The following is a 13,285-nucleotide window of genomic DNA, read 5'->3' on the forward strand; positions in this document are numbered from 1 at the left end:
AATGGATTTGGAAAATATTTCGAGGCTCCCTTTCAAAAGGGAGCCTCATTTTACTTATGGAATCATCCAGGAAAGGACGCCATTTTGCAAGAAGGTAATCACACAAACAAGCAGCAATAAGAAAATACTATGTTTGAGCGTGAATCTCAATAATTCTGATTCCCTGCCCGCCAATCCAACGGCGGCACAAGCAATCGCTATCGATTGGGGGGAAATCATCTTTCCCGTGACCCCTCCGGAAGAGTTCGCCGCTAGTGCCAGGACCGGTTCCATCCCAACTTTAAGAGCGGTCACTTTCTGCAGACTGCCAAATAAGAGGTTGGCTGATGTATCCGATCCGGTAATGAACACACCCAACCAGCCGAGAACCGGTGCGAAGAACGGAAATAGATCACCCGATTTTGCAAGGGTCATCCCTAATGTTGTCGACATGCCTGAAGCATTCGTTACATAGGCAAAAGCCACTACGGTAGAAATCATCAAGATTGGTTTTGCCAACTCTTTCATCGCTTCAACAAAAGTGCTATAAAAATCTTTTGCAGTCATGTGGGCGATGAACTTCGTCACGATGGCAGCTAATAAAATGGCGGTCCCGGCTGCTCCGAGCAGTTCTATTTTATAGAAAGCCGCAATCGGCAATCCATTGCTTCCGATTATCTCATTATGCAGACCTGGGACTTCGATTTGGAAGGTTAATAGTTTCCCGATTTCATTGATTCCGCCAAGCAACACATTGTTGCCTTCATAATGTCCTGAGAGTGCCGGCTTTATTGGGTTCATCCCCCATATTGTTATGAAAAGCGTTAACAGAAGAAATGGTGACCAGGCATGGAATATCTGCCATTTCGTGTATTTTGTTTCCGCTTCGGCTGTAGATAAAGGTTCAACAGCTGCTGCCGTTTCCTCGGATGCAAAGCGAAAGATCGTTTTGGGTTTCCAGAATTTAAGGAAGATCGCCAATGCAAATAGTGACACTAATGCTGAAAGGATGTCCGGTAATTCGGGCCCAAGAAAATTTGAACTTAAGTACTGTGTGATGGCAAAGGAAAATCCGGAAACCAAAATTGCCGGCAAGACTTCAAGCGACCTTTTCCACCCAGTCATTATTAAAATGAGATAAAGCGGAATGAAAGCCGAAAGGAATGGCAATTGGCGGCCGACCATTTTTGAAATCTCCATGGCGGCTATGCCAGTAGGGCCTTCCATGGCGATGATCGGTATTCCAACCGCCCCGAATGCTACCGGAGCGGTATTCGCGATCAAACAAATCCCAGCTGCATATAGCGGGTTAAATCCGAGACCGACCAAAAGCGCGGCTGAAATGGCGACCGGTGCTCCAAATCCAGCGGCACCTTCTAAAAATGCCCCGAAAGAAAATGCCACCAATAATGCCTGAAGGCGGCGGTCTTCCGTAAGCGAAAGCACCGAAGAACGAATGATATTGAATTGTCCGCTTTTAACGGTCATTTTGTACAAAAATACGGAAGTGATGATTATCCATCCGATAGGGAGCAGCCCATATACGGCTCCTTGTGAAGCAGACATCACTGCTTTTCCTGCAGGCATTCCATATATCAATACAGCCACTGCAAGAGCTACAAGTAACGTGGTTATACCAGCAATGTAACCTTTCATCCGTTTGATGGTAAGTGCCCAAAAAAAGTAAAGAATTGGAATGAGTGCGGCAAGAGATGATAAAACTAAATTATCGGTGATCGGCGTAAAGTTTTGTGTCCATGTCATTCATTTCGACTCCATTTTCTATAAATTTTTTAAAAAATTCAGAAATTAACCGCTAATTGAAACCCCTTACATATCCAAATATTCAAAGTCATCAGATGACTTGATGAGTACTCATTAAAATTAAATGATTGAAAATATAAAATCAAGATTTTTTTTATTTTCCGGTGATTTTTTTAACCTTCTGGAAGTGTCAAAGATCATTTGTGTTATATAATATTAACCAGAGAAACTCATAGAAAATAGAGGTGCTACTACTTGGTATATAAAAAAATAAAGCCGAAAAAAATTTATGAAGAAGTCAGCGATGAACTTTATGAAATGATTCGGTCAGGCAGCCTGAAACCAGGTGAACAATTGGATTCCATTCAGCAGCTTGCGGAAAATTTCCAAGTCGGGCGCCCGGCCATCCGCGAAGCTTTAAGTGCATTGAGTTCAATGGGTCTTATTGAAATAAAACAAGGTGAAGGAACATTCGTTAAAACCTTCGACCCTACCATCATGAACCATCCCTTGTCTGCCGCTCTTTTGATGGATCAAGACAATATCAAGCATTTACTGGAAGTTCGGAAAATACTTGAGTCCGGTACGGCAGAGGTGGCAGCGATAAAGAGAACGGAAGAAAACCTTATCGAACTGAAGGAAAGGCTTTTTGATATGGAAAAGGTATCCGATGATGAAGAGCTAAGTGATAAAGCGGATATCGCCTTCCATGTTGCAGTGGCAAACGCATCACAAAATGAGCTGCTTATTACATTGATGAACCACGTTTCAGAATTAATGACGGAAAAGATGCGTGATATCCGTCGGATTGCACTTTATTCCGAAGAGATGACACTTAAGCAGCTTTACCAGCAGCATGTCAGGATTTATGATGCAATCGTGGCACAGGATGAAGACGGAGCCCGCAGTGCCATGCTGTTTCACCTTCAAAGCGTCGAGGAATCACTGGACCGGGTCATCCAAAAAAATCAGCAAAAGCGTAGTTGAACTTCCTTTAAATTTCAAAAATACCCTATACAAAAAAGGATTAAATTGATATATTATTTTGAAAACGATTACTTCATTATAAAAAAATCTTGGAAATTGGTCTTAACCATTTCCTTTTTCCATTTTTTAGTCATCAGATGACCTGTTAACCTATTTGAAAAAGGAGGAGTTCAGATTGAAAGTTACTCTCTTTGCAACATGTTTAGTGGATTTGTTTCAATCCAATGTCGGCAAAGCGACAGTGGAGCTACTCGAGAGATTAGGCTGTGAGATCGATTTCCCGGAGTCCCAGATATGCTGCGGACAGCCCGCATATAATAGCGGGTATACAAAGGAATCGAAGGAAGCTATGAAAAAGATGATTAAAACGTTCGCGGGTGCTGAATACATCGTAACCCCTTCCGGTTCCTGCGCAGCGATGTTCAAAGAATATCCGGTCATTTTCAAAGGCGATGCCGAATGGGAAAAGAAAGCAGTATCATTAGCGGCTAAAACATATGAATTGACCCAATTCATCGTGGATGTCTTAAAAGTGACTGACGTCGGGGCGACCCTTAAGGGTAAGGCCACTTATCATACCTCATGCCATATGACACGACTGCTTAAGGTGAAGGAAGCCCCTGCCATATTGTTAAGCCATGTCAGGGGGCTGGAAATGACACCACTTCCGGATGCCCAAAACTGCTGCGGGTTCGGGGGGACCTTTTCGGTTAAGATGGGTGACATTTCCGGGCAAATGGTCGAGGAGAAAGTCTGCAATATTGAAGATACCGGGGCCGATTTTTTAATCGGCGGGGATGCAGGATGTTTGATGAATATCGGCGGACGGATTCAAAGGAAGGGGCAGCCGGTGAAAGTGCTTCATATTGCGGAAGTCCTGAATAGTATTTAAAGAAAGCGAGGAGGGAAAAACTTATGGCTATGAAAACCAGCTCTGCCAAATTTAAAGACCGGGTGGATGAAGGAATACATAATGATTTTATGCGTTTGGCCGTATCGAGTGCCCAAGAACGATTACACGGACGGCGGCTGACTGCCGTTGATGAATTGGGAAGCTGGGAGGATTGGCGGTCCCTTGGGGAAGAAATCCGGCAGCATGTGCTTAGTAACCTTGATTTCTATTTGCACCAGCTTGCAGAAAACGTTTCGAAAAGGGGCGGTCATGTCTTCTTCGCTGAAACGGCTGAAGAAGCAAGCGGATACATTAAGGATGTCATTTTAAAAAAGAATGCCAAAAAGGTCGTGAAATCAAAATCGATGGTCACGGAAGAGATCAATTTGAATGCAACTCTTGAAGGAGTTGGACTCGATGTCGTTGAAACGGACCTTGGTGAATACATTTTACAAGTGGATGATCATGATCCCCCTTCCCATATCGTCGCACCTGCTCTCCATAAAAATAAAGAGCAGATTAGGGATGTTTTTAAAGAAAAGCTTGCATATACGCAAACCGAAAAACCGGAAGAGCTTACCGCCCATGTGCGGGGCATTCTGCGGAAAGATTTCTTAAGCGCCGATGTTGGAATTACCGGATGTAATTTTGCAATTGCAGAAACGGGCTCGATCGGTTTGGTGACGAATGAAGGAAATGCCGATTTGGTCACTGCCCTTCCAAAAACACAAATTACCGTGATGGGAATGGAACGGCTTGTGCCTACATTCGATGAATTCGAAGTCCTTGTCAGCTTATTGACAAGAAGCGCTGTCGGCCAAAGATTGACCAGTTACATCACTGCACTTACCGGTCCGCGTGATGAAGGCGATATAGACGGGCCAGAGGAATTTCACCTTGTGATCGTAGATAATGGACGCTCCTCCATTTTAGGAACTGAATTTCAATCCGTTCTTCAATGCATCCGCTGTGCTGCCTGTATAAATGTCTGCCCGGTCTATCGCCAGGTTGGCGGTCATTCATACGGTTCAATATATCCGGGACCAATCGGTGCTGTGCTTTCACCCTTACTTGGAGGATATGATGATTTCAAGGAATTACCATATGCATCCACTCTTTGTGCAGCCTGTACTGATGCTTGTCCGGTAAAGATTCCTCTCCATGATTTACTGAGGAAGCATCGTGAAGTCATCGTGGAAAAGGAAAAAATGGCGCCATTTTCAGAAAAGATGGCCATGAAGGCCTTCGGTATCGGTGCTGCCTCGCCTATGCTTTATAAGTTCGGCTCCAAAATGGCCCCATCAGCGATGTCACCTTTTAAAACGGGGGATATCATCTCGAAAGGACCGGGACCACTCAAAACTTGGACAGAAAGCCGCGAGTTCCCTGCTCCTGGGAAAGAGAGCTTTCGGGACTGGTTCAAAAATCGGGAAAAAGGAGGGAAACCATCATGAATGGAACCATCCACAATGAAGGGACATTTTTAAACAAAATAGCCAAAAACCTGGGAAGGGCTCCTATTACGGAAGGCATCTCCGTTCCGGAATGGAAGCACGCCCCCCAAAAAGAAGTTTTGAAAAATGCGACACCAAATGATCTTGTCGCGGAATTGGAGGAGCAATGTAAACGGGTGCATACCCAGTTTCACGTTACCGACTCCAAGCAAGTGATGCATTGTTTAAAACAGGTGATCGAGGAACTTGGAAACGGACCCTTGATCATCCCTAAGGACGATCGATTTTTCGACTATGGGTTAGAGGGTATCTTAAAGGAAAAAGATGTCCATATATGGGATCACCAAGCCGGGAAGGAAAATATCGAAAAGGCAGAAAGTGCTAACATCGGAATCACATTCAGTGAGATGACACTAGCAGAATCAGCGACCGTCGTCTTGTTCAGCGACAAGGACCACGGCCGTTCCATCAGCTTCCTTCCTTCCTGCCATGTTTCCATCATTCCAAAAAGCACCATCGTCCCGCGAATGACCCAGGCTGCTGCGGCCATCCGTTCAAAAGTTACCCGGGGCGAAGTCGTTCCTTCCTGCATCAATTTCATAACAGGGCCGAGCAATTCTGCTGATATCGAAATGGACCTTGTCGTCGGCGTCCATGGACCCATCAAAGCGGTCTATATAATCGTCGAAGATAAGTAGAAATAGAAAATGGAGAGGACCTGATTAGGCCTCTCCATTTTTAACTTTCACTATATTACTCGTAAATGATCCGATCAACCGCTTCACGATCGAGGCGTTTAATCACTTCAACAATGAGCTTAACTGCATTCTCATAATCATCCCGGTGAAGCATTGCTGCGTGTGAATGAATATAGCGTGTGGCAATCGTGATCGCCAGTGCAGGCACACCATTTGCCGTTAAATGGATGGAGCCAGCATCCGTTCCGCCGCCTGGAATCGATTCATATTGATAAGGAATATTCATTTCATCAGCCGTGTCGGTGACGAAATCGCGTAATCCCTTATGTGCCACCATCGATGAATCATATATGACGATTTGCGGGCCTTCCCCCATCTTACTCATCGCTTCTTTTTCGGTAACCCCCGGTGTATCACCAGCAATGCCGACATCAACGGCAAAACCGATATCCGGCTGGATTTTGAATGTGGATGTTTTGGAGCCACGCAGGCCGACCTCTTCTTGCACAGCACCAATTCCATAAACTACATTAGGATGGTCGCTGTCTTTCAGCTGTTTAAGCACATCAATGGCGATTGCACAGCCAATTCGATTGTCCCAAGCTTTGGCGAGCAGCATCTTTTCATTATTCATGACCGTGAATTCAAAATATGGCACAACCATATCTCCTGGCTTGACGCCCCATTCCTTAACATCTTCTTTGCTGGATGCACCAATATCAATAAACATATCCTTAATATCAATCGGCTTCTTCCGCGCCTCCGCTGACAGGATATGAGGCGGCTTGGAACCGATAATGCCAGTTATATCACCTTTACTTGTAACGATCGTCACGCGCTGGGCCAGCATTACCTGTGACCACCAGCCCCCTACCGGCTGAAAACGCAAAAATCCTTTATCATCAATCTGGGTGATCATGAAACCAACTTCGTCCATATGCCCCGTAACGACGATTTTCGGTCCGTTTTCATCACCCGTTTTCTTGGCAATTAAACTTCCCAGGCCATCTGCCGATATTTCATCGGCAAATGGTGTTATGTATTCGGTCATCACTTTTCTTACTTCACTTTCATTTCCTGCAATGCCTTTAGCATCCGTTAAGTCCCGCAGCATCCTTAACGTTTCATCCAATTGAGCCATTCCTTTACCTCCCTATAACTTACATTACAAGAATAATTATACAGATAATCGATTGCATAAACAATCAGCAATCAATAGCCTTGCTTTTGCCTTTCGTAGTTCACTTCATTTTTGCTTACATATGCTTTTTCCACATCCATTGCTGAAAATCCAAGCAACTCTCCTAAATATAAATACGCAGCAAAAACCTTTTGGAAAGATGACTCTGTCAACTGTGTGCGAAATTCACTGATGTAGCCGTAAATAGCAGTAAATTGAACCGTCAAATCCTCCTGATGCATCTTGAGGGCGGATGGAACTTCCGGTACAAAACCCCGTTCAATCCCGAGTGACAAAATAAAATGAATGCCATCCACGTATTCAGCCAAAATCGTTTCCTTATCGGAGGGGCCTTTAAGACTCCAGAATTTAAAACATCTTGTTTCATTGGCAAGCTCTCCAAGCTCCACTAACAGAGCGAGTATCTTCCGTTCCACCAAGTCTTCAGCACCCAAATCATGCTTTGATTGTATATGCTCATCCAAAGCTGCCTGCATTTCCATTAATTTACCTATGTTCATTTTCATCACTTCTTTCCATCGTCTTCCCCTAAATTATATCAAATAAATGAAACTTATTAAAAACCCATACGTAAATGAAGGGAATCACTCTGTTTAAGGAGGTAGCTCCATGGTATTGATCATGCGGTTCATTCTTTTGGCTTTCATCATTTTCTTAATATATACAGTCATCAAATACCTATTTAATCCGAAAAGAAAATTAGAGCTGGCACATGAACAGAAAAAGTTCTTTCTGCTCGACGATACAGCCAATATACGAAAGAATTTTTTATTGACGTACAACGGGGTGATGTTTGAAGGGGAAAAGTATTTAGGGACGACGGAACGCTCCTTTGAGGTCATCTCCATCTTCATATGGCCTAAAAAAGTGGCCGGCCTGAAAGGCTTAAAGCGAAATGACTTCTTAAAAATCGAGGCAGCCATTAAAAAACATTATCCGGAAGCCGTTATCGATTGGAAGAGCCCGGTTAAGGAGTTTTTACAAAAATGAAAAAAAATCACGCGTAATGAAGAGCCTTGAGGAAAATGGACTCAAGGCTCTATATTAATCATCTGAACGAAAAAATTCCTTCCAGGGGACGACCGTCTGCTTCTCTCTCAATAAATATAGCAATAAGGTTAAGGATAATAAAATAATGACGATCAGCGTTGGACTGAAATCTGCAATATAGTGGCCAAAAACCGTGTATACGAATGCTACAGGAAGATTGGTCATGAAGGATAGATAAAAATAATTTTTCAGCCCTTTATTAGATTCCAATAAGCAAAGCGACAGTAAGTAAAAGTGTATGAATGGTATTAGCCTCAGTACTGCAATTTGCCTGCTGTTTAGCTTTCGGTTTCCAAACAGCTTATTCTTAAGCCGCAGCAGCCTATCCTTTGTTTTCGGAAATTTGCCTATCACGAAATAAAAGGCCATACTGGACAACGTCAAACCGATTACGGAATAGATGGTTCCAAAAGCTGCCCCGAATAATACTCCTCCAGACATGCAAACCACTATGACGGGAATGAATAAAAATTGCCTTAATAAATGAAAGGTGATAAAAATCAACGGTGCAAACACGCTTCCTGATTGAACGTAGCTCATCACAAGTGTCAGTTTATCATTCATGCTCTCCCTCCAGCTACTCTTTGCTGCTTCTACAAGCATATACATTATACGGGCTACATATTACAATTGAATGAATATCTTAATCAATAAGGCTATCTGAAGAATCATCAATATAGGCAGGCCCCACTTAAAAGCGGCATGCTTCGTCTTATGGCGGAATTGCTTCATCCCCAAAAAGGTCCCAGTCCCTCCGCCTATGACCGCCCAAAACCAAAGTGTCTTTTCGCTGATCCGGTACTCCCCATTACGCGCTTTCCTTTTGTCGATTCCCATTAAGGCAAACCCGATGATGTTTGTGATGATCATATAAGCAGCAATGAACCATACTCCTTGCATCCTCATTCCCTCCTTTAAATATGTAAAAAGCCACCCTCTTGAAAAGAGAGTGGCTGTATCAGTCAGACTTATTTGTCTAATTGTTGTTTAGCAGCAGTTGCTAATTGAGCAAAAGCTTGTTCGTCAGCAACAGCAAGATCAGCAAGCATTTTGCGGTTCACTTCGATACCAGCAAGCTTTAGACCATGCATTAAACGGCTGTAAGAAAGACCGTTGATGCGTGCTGCAGCGTTGATACGAGTGATCCAAAGTTTGCGGAAATCACGTTTCTTTTGACGACGGTCACGGAAAGCATAGTTTCCTGACTTCATTACTTGTTGGTTAGCTACTTTGAAAAGAATATGTTTCGCGCCATAGTAACCTTTAGCTAATTTTATTACCTTTTTACGACGTTTGCGAGTAACAGTACCGCCTTTTACACGTGGCATGTTATTTCCCTCCTATTTAACTCGATAAATCGAACTTATTTAATGTTGTCTAGCATATGACGAATACGTTTGAAGTCACCTTTGCTTACAAGGCTAGCTTTGCGAAGCTTACGCTTTTGCTTAGTAGATTTGTTAGCAAATAAATGGCTTGTGTAAGCGTTAGAACGCTTAAGTTTGCCGGATCCAGTCTTTTTGAAACGTTTAGCAGATCCGCGGTGAGTTTTCATTTTAGGCATAAGGTATTCCTCCTCATTACAAATTACTTTACAATTACTTTTCGTTTTTCGGTGCTAAGATAATGAACATGCTGCGCCCGTCCATTTTTGGGTGTTGCTCGATTGTAGCCACTTCTTTACATGCTTCAGAAAAACGAACGAGTACACGTTGACCAATTTCCTTATGCGTAATGGCACGTCCTTTGAATCGGATAGAAGCTTTTACTTTATCGCCTTTTTCAAGGAATTTAATACCGTTGCGAAGCTTCGTATTGAAATCATGTTCTTCAATCGTCGGGCTCAAACGAACCTCTTTCAGACTGATGACTTTTTGATTTTTACGTGCTTCCTTGTCTTTCTTTTGCTGCTCGAAGCGGTGTTTTCCGTAGTCCATAATCCGGGCTACCGGAGGCTTTGCATTTGCAGCAACTAAAACTAGATCAAGATTTACACGAGCGGCAATTTCCAATGCTTCGAATTTCGTTTTAATTCCAAGTTGTTCTCCGTTTTGGTCAATAAGACGAACTTCACGGGCTCGGATGCCCTCGTTTACCATCGCGTCTTTACTAATAGTTAGCCACCTCCAAAGATATTGGCGAATACGAATATTTGAATAAATTCGGTCACGCTCACAACTCGCTTACAGGATATAATCATAATAAAAAAGTGTGGATGCATGCTGCACCCACACTGATAGACTCATTCAGAAAGATCCAAATAATCAAATCATGACCTGTTAACTGCATTGTTTGCGTCAACCAGGTGAGAAGCGGGTGCTTCTTCTTTTCATCAAACACGTATTCAATTCACTTTAGAAATATATCATAAACACTGATGACTTGTCAAATGCTAAATTTTATTCGTTTTTCACAACAAAATTAATATTATCAGACATTCTGTTATTTGACAATACGTTTTTTTAAAGTAATTTGGACAAAAAATATTCATCATGATACTTTCCATCAAAAAACAGTGATTCCCGCTTTATTCCTTCCTTTTCAAACCCCATCTTTCGATATAAGGATAGCGCAGGGGAGTTGTTTGCAATTACGGACAATTCCAGGCGCCGGATTTCGTTCGTCCGTGCATGCTCCTCCATTTTCTGAAATAGCTCCGTACCGATGCCTTTTCCTCTGTCCTGTTCGGCGATGCCGATGACGATTTTGGCCGAATGCCTCGTTCGGCCCAGTTGATTGCCCAATAATATTAAGTAACCATTCAACTCATGCCCGCTCGCAGCAACGAGGATAACTGAAAGGGGATTTTTTTCGATTTGCTCCATTTGCTTTTCCACTTGGTTCCCGGTCGCTTTTCTTTCTCCAGGGTTGAACAGCATATACCCGGAATCTTCAACATGATTGAATAGTGCTGCCAAGTTACCCGCGTCTTCCCTTGAAGCCTTTCTAATCTCCATTTATCCCCACTCCCCCTTTGGTTACAGTCCATACTGATCGAAGCCATCAAATGTTAAGAGTTGTTCTCTTTTGCCTTTTTCTTTTTCTCAATGCTTTCCCAAGAAAATAGGGCTATCCAAAAAAGCAGGACCGGGACAATGGCATATTGTCGATAATCATCTAATAACAATAAGATGATGATGACAAGGAATGTCGGTCCGAATAGATAAGAAAATTTCTTTTTCATGCTGACCCTCCTTTTCATTGCTGTACAAATATTCACATGATGGTTTCATTTTATCATGCATTAAATGAAAAGAGGGACACAACTATATGTGCCCCTCTTTTTGCTGTTAACGGCTTACTTCCGCCTTAATCGCTGAAACGAAATCTTCAAAAGCAATCGTTTCGGATTTTTGTTCACCGTATTTACGTACATTCACGCTGCCTTCTTTGACTTCATTGTCTCCAACAACCAGCATGTACGGGATTTTTTGCATTTGCGCTTCACGGATTTTGTAACCGATTTTCTCGTCACGTGTATCCAGATCGACACGAATGCCCTGCGCTTTAAGTTTTTCCTGTACTTCTTTCGCATAATCCAAGTGCACTTCAGGTGAAACTGGGATCACTTGTGCTTGGATAGGTGCAAGCCAAGTCGGGAATGCCCCCTTGTATTCTTCAATCAAGTAAGCGACAAAACGTTCCATTGTGGAAACGACGCCGCGGTGAATAACAACCGGACGGTGCTGCTTGCCGTCCTCTCCGACGTAATTAAGATCAAAACGTTCAGGAAGCAAGAAATCAAGTTGAACAGTGGAAAGCGTTTCATCTTTCCCTAAGGCAGTACGCACCTGAACATCAAGCTTAGGACCGTAGAATGCCGCTTCACCTTCCGCTTCAAAGTAATCCAGGCCAAGTTCATCCATAGCGCCTTTTAACATGCTTTGTGCCTTTTCCCACATGTTATCATCATCGAAATATTTTTCTGTATCCTGCGGATCACGATAAGACAGACGGAATGAATAATCCTTGATATCGAAATCTTTATATACTTCCAGAACCAAGTTCACAACGCGCTTGAACTCTTCTTTGATTTGGTCAGGACGGACGAAAATGTGCGCATCATTCAATGTCATCCCACGTACACGCTGAAGGCCGGAAAGGGCACCTGACATTTCATAGCGGTGCATCAAGCCTAGCTCGGCAATCCGAATTGGCAGTTCGCGGTAGCTATGGATACTGTTTTTATAGACCATCATGTGATGCGGACAGTTCATCGGACGCAGTACAAGCTGTTCGTTTTCCATCTCCATGACAGGGAACATGCCGTCCTGGTAATGATCCCAGTGACCAGATGTTTTATAAAGGTCCACGCTTCCCATTACAGGTGTGTAGACATGGTCATAACCCAAACGTTCTTCCTTGTCCACGATATACCTTTCGATTGTCCGGCGGATGGTCGCACCTTTTGGCAACCACATCGGCAGCCCTTGCCCCACTTTCTGTGAGCTCATGAACAAGTTCAATTCTTTGCCGATTTTACGGTGGTCACGTTCCTTGGCTTCTTCAAGGAAACGCAGGTGTTCGGCTAACTCTTCTTTTTTATAGAAAGCCGTACCGTAAATGCGTTGAAGCATTTTGTTTTTGCTATCGCCTCTCCAGTATGCTCCAGCGATGCTCAATAGCTTAAATTCTTTGATTTTCCCCGTTGATGGGACATGAATTCCACGGCAAAGGTCAAAGAATTCACCCTGCTCATAAAGCGTTACCTGCTGATCGGCAGGAATCGCATCGATCAACTCCAATTTATACTCGTCGCCGATTTCTTTAAAACGGGAAATCGCTTCATCACGGCTCACTTCGATGCGGGAAATTTCCAAGTTTTCATTGACGATTTTCTTCATTTCCTTTTCAATCAAGGGAAGGTCTTCGGGAGTCAATGATTCCTCCATATCCATATCATAGTAAAAGCCGCCCTCGATGACTGGCCCTACGCCGAATTTAGCGTTTTTGTACAAACGCTTGATCGCTTGTGCCATCAAGTGCGCTGTACTGTGACGCAATACTTCAAGAGCATCCGCTGCGTCCTGTGTGACGATTTCGATTGTACCATCTTGTTCAATCGGGCGTTTCAAATCATATAATTCACCATTGAATTTTCCGGCAATGGATTTTTTCCTTAAACCAGGACTGATGGATGCAGCGATGTCTTCAGTTGTTGTGCCTTTAGCAAACTCCTTAACCGCTCCGTCAGGAAAAGATATTTTCAGTAATTCAGACATTCAGTTTCACTCCTTTTTATTGTTCAAACAAATTACAG

Annotated in this window: 16 protein-coding genes and 1 other annotated feature; of the genes, 5 read left to right on the forward strand and 11 right to left on the reverse strand. The window is 43.2% G+C overall.

Annotated elements, in window-relative coordinates; all coding sequences use genetic code 11:
• Nucleotides 1–54 precede the first annotated feature (54 nt).
• A complete protein-coding gene (locus tag NYE63_RS20660; RefSeq protein ID WP_342602511.1) occupies nt 55–1,743 on the reverse strand; it encodes a lactate permease LctP family transporter in 1,689 nt (562 codons plus the stop codon).
• 255 nt (nt 1,744–1,998) lie between these two features.
• Here NYE63_RS20660 and NYE63_RS20665 point away from each other — a divergent pair, with 255 nt between their 5' ends.
• The 4 genes from NYE63_RS20665 to NYE63_RS20680 all read left to right on the forward strand — a co-directional run bounded on the left by NYE63_RS20665 (nt 1,999) and on the right by NYE63_RS20680 (nt 5,774).
• Nucleotides 1,999–2,730, forward strand: coding sequence for a FadR/GntR family transcriptional regulator (locus tag NYE63_RS20665; RefSeq protein WP_342602512.1), 732 nt, complete (start codon nt 1,999–2,001; stop codon nt 2,728–2,730).
• A 175-nt stretch (nt 2,731–2,905) separates the two neighbouring features.
• On the forward strand, nt 2,906–3,622 hold the full coding sequence (locus NYE63_RS20670) for a (Fe-S)-binding protein (RefSeq protein WP_342602513.1): 717 nt from the start codon (nt 2,906–2,908) through the stop codon (nt 3,620–3,622).
• Between the two features lie 23 nt (nt 3,623–3,645).
• A complete protein-coding gene (locus NYE63_RS20675) occupies nt 3,646–5,076 on the forward strand; it encodes a LutB/LldF family L-lactate oxidation iron-sulfur protein (protein ID WP_063232752.1) in 1,431 nt (476 codons plus the stop codon).
• A complete protein-coding gene (locus NYE63_RS20680) occupies nt 5,070–5,774 on the forward strand; it encodes a lactate utilization protein C (RefSeq protein ID WP_342605833.1) in 705 nt (234 codons plus the stop codon). Before NYE63_RS20675 ends, NYE63_RS20680 begins: the two co-directional genes overlap by 7 nt.
• Nucleotides 5,775–5,829: 55 nt before the next feature.
• Here NYE63_RS20680 and NYE63_RS20685 read toward each other — a convergent pair whose 3' ends face one another.
• A complete protein-coding gene (locus NYE63_RS20685; protein ID WP_342602514.1) occupies nt 5,830–6,915 on the reverse strand; it encodes a M42 family metallopeptidase in 1,086 nt (361 codons plus the stop codon).
• Between the two features lie 71 nt (nt 6,916–6,986).
• Nucleotides 6,987–7,475 (reverse strand): dUTP diphosphatase, encoded by a 489-nt coding sequence (locus NYE63_RS20690; RefSeq protein WP_342602515.1) that lies wholly within the window; start codon nt 7,473–7,475, stop codon nt 6,987–6,989.
• A gap of 109 nt (nt 7,476–7,584) precedes the next feature.
• On the opposite strand from NYE63_RS20690, the gene NYE63_RS20695 reads away from it, so the two are divergent.
• Complete coding sequence (locus NYE63_RS20695; RefSeq protein WP_342602516.1) at nt 7,585–7,965, forward strand: sigma-w pathway protein ysdB; 381 nt, start codon at nt 7,585–7,587, stop codon at nt 7,963–7,965.
• Between the two features lie 54 nt (nt 7,966–8,019).
• On the opposite strand, the gene NYE63_RS20700 is transcribed toward NYE63_RS20695, so the two are convergent.
• The 8 genes from NYE63_RS20700 to thrS form a co-directional block, all read right to left on the reverse strand.
• On the reverse strand, nt 8,020–8,589 hold the full coding sequence (locus NYE63_RS20700; RefSeq protein ID WP_101222877.1) for a VTT domain-containing protein: 570 nt from the start codon (nt 8,587–8,589) through the stop codon (nt 8,020–8,022).
• Nucleotides 8,590–8,649: 60 nt separating this feature from the next.
• Complete coding sequence (locus NYE63_RS20705; RefSeq protein WP_307269333.1) at nt 8,650–8,925, reverse strand: DUF1294 domain-containing protein; 276 nt, start codon at nt 8,923–8,925, stop codon at nt 8,650–8,652.
• A 68-nt stretch (nt 8,926–8,993) separates the two neighbouring features.
• Nucleotides 8,994–9,353 carry a 50S ribosomal protein L20 gene (rplT, locus tag NYE63_RS20710; RefSeq protein ID WP_034309067.1) on the reverse strand — a complete coding sequence of 120 codons (360 nt, stop codon included), beginning with the start codon at nt 9,351–9,353 and terminating at the stop codon, nt 8,994–8,996.
• 35 nt (nt 9,354–9,388) lie between these two features.
• Entirely contained in the window at nt 9,389–9,589 is a 201-nt protein-coding gene (gene rpmI, locus NYE63_RS20715; RefSeq protein WP_034309070.1) for a 50S ribosomal protein L35, read from the reverse strand.
• A 34-nt stretch (nt 9,590–9,623) separates the two neighbouring features.
• The gene (gene infC, locus NYE63_RS20720; protein WP_034309072.1) at nt 9,624–10,124 is read right to left on the reverse strand and encodes a translation initiation factor IF-3; all 501 of its coding nucleotides are present in this window, start codon (nt 10,122–10,124) and stop codon (nt 9,624–9,626) included.
• A 98-nt stretch (nt 10,125–10,222) separates the two neighbouring features.
• Nucleotides 10,223–10,359 (reverse strand) — a sequence feature (ribosomal protein L20 leader region).
• A 128-nt stretch (nt 10,360–10,487) separates the two neighbouring features.
• Nucleotides 10,488–10,982, reverse strand: a complete 495-nt coding sequence (locus NYE63_RS20725) for a GNAT family protein (protein WP_342602517.1) — start codon at nt 10,980–10,982, stop codon at nt 10,488–10,490.
• A 53-nt stretch (nt 10,983–11,035) separates the two neighbouring features.
• Nucleotides 11,036–11,209 (reverse strand): hypothetical protein, encoded by a 174-nt coding sequence (locus NYE63_RS20730; protein ID WP_342602518.1) that lies wholly within the window; start codon nt 11,207–11,209, stop codon nt 11,036–11,038.
• A gap of 106 nt (nt 11,210–11,315) precedes the next feature.
• The gene (gene thrS / locus NYE63_RS20735) at nt 11,316–13,247 is read right to left on the reverse strand and encodes a threonine--tRNA ligase (RefSeq protein WP_063232745.1); all 1,932 of its coding nucleotides are present in this window, start codon (nt 13,245–13,247) and stop codon (nt 11,316–11,318) included.
• Between the last annotated feature and the right edge of the window lie 38 nt (nt 13,248–13,285).

The organism is Peribacillus sp. FSL E2-0159 (assembly GCF_038643155.1).
GTDB classification, from domain to species: Bacteria; Bacillota; Bacilli; order Bacillales; family DSM-1321; genus Peribacillus; species Peribacillus simplex.

What these genes read in the sequence shown, in the direction of transcription:
- NYE63_RS20660 (WP_342602511.1), bottom strand. Translation starts at nt 1,743, where the DNA reads ATGACATGGACACAAAACTTTACGCCGATCACCGATAATTTAGTTTTA.
- NYE63_RS20675 (WP_063232752.1), top strand. Translation starts at nt 3,646, where the DNA reads ATGGCTATGAAAACCAGCTCTGCCAAATTTAAAGACCGGGTGGATGAA.
- NYE63_RS20685 (WP_342602514.1), bottom strand. Translation starts at nt 6,915, where the DNA reads ATGGCTCAATTGGATGAAACGTTAAGGATGCTGCGGGACTTAACGGAT.
- NYE63_RS20690 (WP_342602515.1), bottom strand. Translation starts at nt 7,475, where the DNA reads ATGAACATAGGTAAATTAATGGAAATGCAGGCAGCTTTGGATGAGCAT.
- NYE63_RS20695 (WP_342602516.1), top strand. Translation starts at nt 7,585, where the DNA reads ATGGTATTGATCATGCGGTTCATTCTTTTGGCTTTCATCATTTTCTTA.
- NYE63_RS20700 (WP_101222877.1), bottom strand. Translation starts at nt 8,589, where the DNA reads ATGAATGATAAACTGACACTTGTGATGAGCTACGTTCAATCAGGAAGC.
- NYE63_RS20705 (WP_307269333.1), bottom strand. Translation starts at nt 8,925, where the DNA reads ATGCAAGGAGTATGGTTCATTGCTGCTTATATGATCATCACAAACATC.
- rplT (WP_034309067.1), bottom strand. Translation starts at nt 9,353, where the DNA reads ATGCCACGTGTAAAAGGCGGTACTGTTACTCGCAAACGTCGTAAAAAG.
- rpmI (WP_034309070.1), bottom strand. Translation starts at nt 9,589, where the DNA reads ATGCCTAAAATGAAAACTCACCGCGGATCTGCTAAACGTTTCAAAAAG.
- infC (WP_034309072.1), bottom strand. Translation starts at nt 10,124, where the DNA reads ATGGTAAACGAGGGCATCCGAGCCCGTGAAGTTCGTCTTATTGACCAA.
- NYE63_RS20725 (WP_342602517.1), bottom strand. Translation starts at nt 10,982, where the DNA reads ATGGAGATTAGAAAGGCTTCAAGGGAAGACGCGGGTAACTTGGCAGCA.
- NYE63_RS20730 (WP_342602518.1), bottom strand. Translation starts at nt 11,209, where the DNA reads ATGAAAAAGAAATTTTCTTATCTATTCGGACCGACATTCCTTGTCATC.
- thrS (WP_063232745.1), bottom strand. Translation starts at nt 13,247, where the DNA reads ATGTCTGAATTACTGAAAATATCTTTTCCTGACGGAGCGGTTAAGGAG.